Annotated in this window: 3 protein-coding genes; 2 read left to right on the top strand and 1 reads right to left on the bottom strand. The window is 75.6% G+C overall.

Features of this window, described 5'->3' with window-relative positions; all coding sequences use genetic code 11:
- Nucleotides 1-119: 119 nt before the first annotated feature.
- A complete protein-coding gene (locus tag FNH09_RS44865) occupies nucleotides 120-1,250 on the bottom strand; it encodes an ATP-binding protein (RefSeq protein ID WP_152895627.1) in 1,131 nt (376 codons plus the stop codon).
- Between the two features lie 156 nt (nucleotides 1,251-1,406).
- Between FNH09_RS44865 and FNH09_RS44860 the strand changes: the two genes are divergently transcribed.
- Nucleotides 1,407-2,762 (top strand): SWIM zinc finger family protein, encoded by a 1,356-nt coding sequence (locus tag FNH09_RS44860; protein WP_152895626.1) that lies wholly within the window; start codon nucleotides 1,407-1,409, stop codon nucleotides 2,760-2,762.
- Between the two features lie 61 nt (nucleotides 2,763-2,823).
- On the top strand, nucleotides 2,824-4,402 hold a 1,579-nt coding region (locus FNH09_RS44855), incomplete at its 3' end, for a DUF5691 domain-containing protein (RefSeq protein WP_152895625.1).

Raw genomic sequence — 4,402 nt, 5'->3', positions numbered from 1 at the left:
CAGCTGTGTATAAGAGACCGCTCCTCCCCCGCGTCCCCCTCGTCCTCGACCGCGTCGCCGGCGGTGCTGCTCTCCTCGGCGCCCCGGGAGCCGGTCCGGCAGGCAGCGCCCGGTGGCGGTCATCCGCTCACCTCCCGGCAGGCGCGGTAGAAGTCCTGCCAGCCGTCGCGCTCGCGCACGACCGCCTCCAGGTACTCCCGCCAGACCACCCGGTCGGCGGCCGGATCGCGGACCACGGCACCGAGGATGCCCGCGGCGACATCACCCGCCCGCAGCACGCCGTCGCCGAAGTGGGCGGCGAGCGCGAGGCCGTTGGTGACGACGGAGATCGCCTCCGCGGTGGACAGGGTGCCGCTGGGCGACTTCACCTTCGTACGGCCGTCGGCGGTGATGCCGTCGCGCAGTTCGCGGAAGACGGTCACCACGCGGCGGATCTCGTCGACGCCGTCGGGCGCGGCCGGCAGGTCGAGGGAGCGGCCGATCTGGTCGACGCGGCGAGCGACGATGTCGACCTCCGCGTCGACGCTCTCCGGCAGCGGCAGCACGACCGTGTTGAAGCGCCGACGCAGCGCGCTGGACAGATCGTTGACGCCGCGGTCGCGGTCGTTCGCCGTCGCGATCAGATTGAACCCGCGGACCGCCTGCACCTCCTGGCCCAGCTCCGGTACGGGCAGCGTCTTCTCCGACAGGATGGTGATGAGCGTGTCCTGCACATCGGCCGGGATGCGGGTCAACTCCTCGACGCGCACGGTCATCCCCTCCGCCATGCCCCGCATGACGGGGCTCGGCACGAGGGCGTCGCGGCTGGGTCCGTGGGCCAGCAGCTGCGCGTAGTTCCAGCCGTAGCGGATCGCCTCCTCCGGAGTGCCCGCCGTGCCCTGCACCAGCAGGGTGGAGTCACCGCTGACCGCCGCTGCCAGATGCTCGGAGACCCAGGTCTTCGCGGTGCCGGGCACCCCGAGCAGAAGCAGGGCGCGATCGGTGGCGAGGGTGGTGACGGCGACCTCGACGAGGCGGCGCGGGCCGACGTACTTGGGTGTGACGACCGTGCCGTCGGGCAGGGTGCCGCCGAGCAGATAGGTCGCCACCGCCCAGGGCGACAGCTTCCAGCGGGCCGGGCGCGGACGGTCGTCCTGCGCGGCCAGGGCGGCCAGTTCGACGGCGAAGGCGTCCTCGGCGTGCGGTCGCAACGCCTCCGCCGCACCTTGCGCGGGCGGATCGACCACCGTCGGTTCCACGGACACAGTCATGGCTGAGGCCCCCTCCAGCTCGGCCGGTTCGGATCTGGTGTCCACCGTGCACCACGCCACTGACAATCCGTTCCGACCTGCGCGAACACCCGATTTGCAGAGGACCGGTCCCGGCCTCGGGGCCGATTGTCAGTGGGGGGACCTACCTTCGATGTCATGACGCAGCAGGGGGTGCGCTGGACGGCGGACCAGGTGCTGGCACTGGCACCTGACGCCGCTTCACGCAAGGCGGGGAGCAGGCTCGGCGAGGCCGGGCCGTGGTCCGAGGCGGGCAGTTCCGACGAGGGGGCGGTGTGGGGGCTGTGCAAAGGGAGCGGCAGTGATCCGTACCGGACGGTGGTCGATGTCGCGGACGCGTCCGGTCCGGCGTACCGGTGCAGTTGTCCGAGCCGGAAGTTCCCGTGCAAGCACGCGCTCGGACTGCTGCTGCTCTGGGCGGGCGGGGACGGTGCGGTGCCGCCCGGGCAGCCACCGGAGTGGGCCGGGCAGTGGCTGGCGGGGAGAAGGAACCGGGCGCAGGCACAACGGACGGGGGGCGCCGGGGGTTCCGCGCCGGGCAGCGCCGATCCCGAGGCGGCACGGCGCAGGGCGGAGCGCCGGGCCGCCTCGGTGACGGCGGGGGCGACCGAGCTGGAGGAGCGGTTGGCGGACCTGCTGCGCGGCGGTCTGGCCGCGGCGGAGCAGGCGGGGTACGGGCTGTGGGAGGAGACGGCGGCCCGCATGGTCGACGCCCAGGCGCCCGGACTGGCCGCCCGGGCGCGGGAGCTGGCGGCGATACCGGCGTCCGGTTCCGGCTGGCCCGTGCGGCTCCTTGAGGAGTGCGCGCTGCTCCATCTGCTGGCCCGGGGCTGGCTGCGCCGCGAGCTGCTGCCGGATGGCCTGGCGGCGACGGTCCGTTCCCGGGTGGGCCTGCCCGGCGCGGCGGACGGCCCGCCGCTGCGCGACCACTGGCTGGTTCTCGCCCAGTACGACACGGGGGACACGAAGCTGACGACCCGCCGGATCTGGCTGCACGGCGCCACGACCGGGCGCACGGCGCTGCTCCTCTCCTATGGAGCCGCCGGCCGGTCCCCGGAACTCGCGCTGCCGGTGGGGCTGTCCCTGGAGGCCGAGGTGTCCGCCTACCCGGGCACCGGGCAGCCGCGGGTGGCGCTGGGCGAACAGTTCGCGTCCCCCGTGCCCACGCGGACGCGGCCGGCCGGTGTGTCGACGGCCGACGCGACCGCCCACTACGGCGAGGCGCTGCGGGACGATCCCTGGCTGGACTCGGTCCCGGTGACGCTGGAGCGGGTGATACCGGTCCCGGACGGCGACTCCTGGCAGCTCGCGGACGCCGAAGAGGACACGGCCCTGCCGCTGACGCCCGCCGCCCGCTCCCGGCCCGGCCTGTGGCGGCTGGTCGCGCTCTCGGGCGGCGGCCCCGTCAAGGTCTTCGGCGAGTGCGGCCACCGGGGGTTCACCCCGCTGACCGCCTGGCCCGAGGGCGCGGGCGAGGCGGTGTCCCTGTGCTGACCCGCCGGCCACCGCACGGCCCTGATCTGGCGTACGGCCACCATCCGCGGAAAGGAATCCGATGAACAGGACGTCCCCGCCTGTGGACACGCCCGCGCCGGGCTCCTGGGAGGAACTGGTCACCACGGCGCTGCTCGGCACCGACCGGCGTACGCCCGCCGTCCTCGTGCCGGGCCGGGCGGCCCCGTCGGCGCTGCTGGACGCGGCGGCAGTCCAGACCGTACGCAGACGGGCCGGACTGCGGCCGGCCCGCGCGGCCGGGCGACCGCGGCCCGCGCCCGCCGACCCGCGCCCGGCGCTGCCCGTGGCGGCGGCGCGACGGCTGACGATGCTGCTGGCCGACCGTCCCGGTGCGGGCGGCGGCGGCCGCCGGAGTACGGCGCCGGACCTGCTGGAGCTGCTGCCCCAGTGGCTCCAGGTGGCGAACTCCCATGGCTTCGCCGCACCGCCCCAGACGATGCCCGCGCTGCTGGACGCGGCCCGCGGCCGTACGGATCTGCGGCCGGCGGTGCTGCGGTTCGTGGGGCCGCGTGCCGTGTGGCTGGCGCGGCTGAACCCTGACTGGAGGTTCACCCTGCGGGCGACGCCGGGTGCGGGGGCGGCGCTGCCGGGTCCGGAGGAGGCCGACCGGGTCCGGCGGCTGTGGCAGGAGGGACTGTTCGCCGAGCGGGTCGCCCTGCTGTCGGCGATCAGGGCGCGGGAGCCCGGGGCCGCCCGCGAGCTGCTCGACTCGACCTGGGCGACGGAGCGCGCGGAGGACCGGCTGATGTTCCTCGACTCGCTGCGTACGGGCCTCGGCCCGGAGGACGAGGACTTCCTGGAGCGGGCGCTGGCGGACCGCAGCCGCAATGTGCGGGCGACGGCGGCGGAGCTGCTGTCGGCGCTGCCGCACTCCGCGCTCGCCTCCCGGATGGCGGTGCGGGCCGGGTCGTGTGTGGCCGTCGATCACATGCGGACCGCGCCGATGCTGACCGTGGAGGCACCGCACGTGTGCGACGCGGACATGGAGCGCGACGGGGTGGCGGCCAAGGCACCGGCGGGCCGTGGGGAGAGATCCTGGTGGTTCGGCCAGCTGGTGGAGGCGGCACCGCTCGCCACCTGGCCGGCCCGGCTCGGCGGGCGCACACCCGGGGAGATCGTGGCGCTGCCCGTGGCGGACGACTGGCAGGGCGAGCTGCACGCGGCCTGGTGCCGGGCGGCGGCGCGGCAGGGGGACGCCGGGTGGGCGCGGGCGCTGCTCGGCACCCCCTCGGCCCCCGAGGCGGGCGGGCCGGGGGCGGTGTCCCTCGCCGAGCGGGCGAAACTGCTCGGGACGCTGCCCGCGGGCGAGCGGGCCGAGTGGGTCGCCGGGTTCGTCGCCGCGCACGGTCTGTCCGAGGCGTTCCAGCTGCTCGGGGTGTGTGCGGTGCCCTGGGCCGAACCGCTCGGCCGGGCGGTGGTGGACGCGCTCAACATCGCGCGGGACGCCGGAAGCTATCCGTGGAGCTTCAGCGGGGTGATGGGGTTGGCCGAGCGCTGTCTCGACCCGGTGGAGGCGGGCCGACTGGACGGTCTGCTGGCGGTGCCGGACGAACCGGAGGACGCGTCGCCGGGGGCCGGGGGCTACTGGGCGGAGGCGTTCCAGCGTCTGGTGACCACCT

Origin of the sequence: Streptomyces adustus (genome assembly GCF_009377175.1) — a bacterium.
Taxonomy (GTDB): domain Bacteria; phylum Actinomycetota; class Actinomycetes; order Streptomycetales; family Streptomycetaceae; genus Streptomyces; species Streptomyces adustus.
Note: the sequence above shows the minus strand (reverse complement) of the source record. Positions and strands in the feature narration are given on the sequence as shown.

What these genes read in the sequence shown, in the direction of transcription:
- FNH09_RS44865 (WP_152895627.1), bottom strand. Translation starts at nt 1,250, where the DNA reads ATGACTGTGTCCGTGGAACCGACGGTGGTCGATCCGCCCGCGCAAGGT.
- FNH09_RS44860 (WP_152895626.1), top strand. Translation starts at nt 1,407, where the DNA reads ATGACGCAGCAGGGGGTGCGCTGGACGGCGGACCAGGTGCTGGCACTG.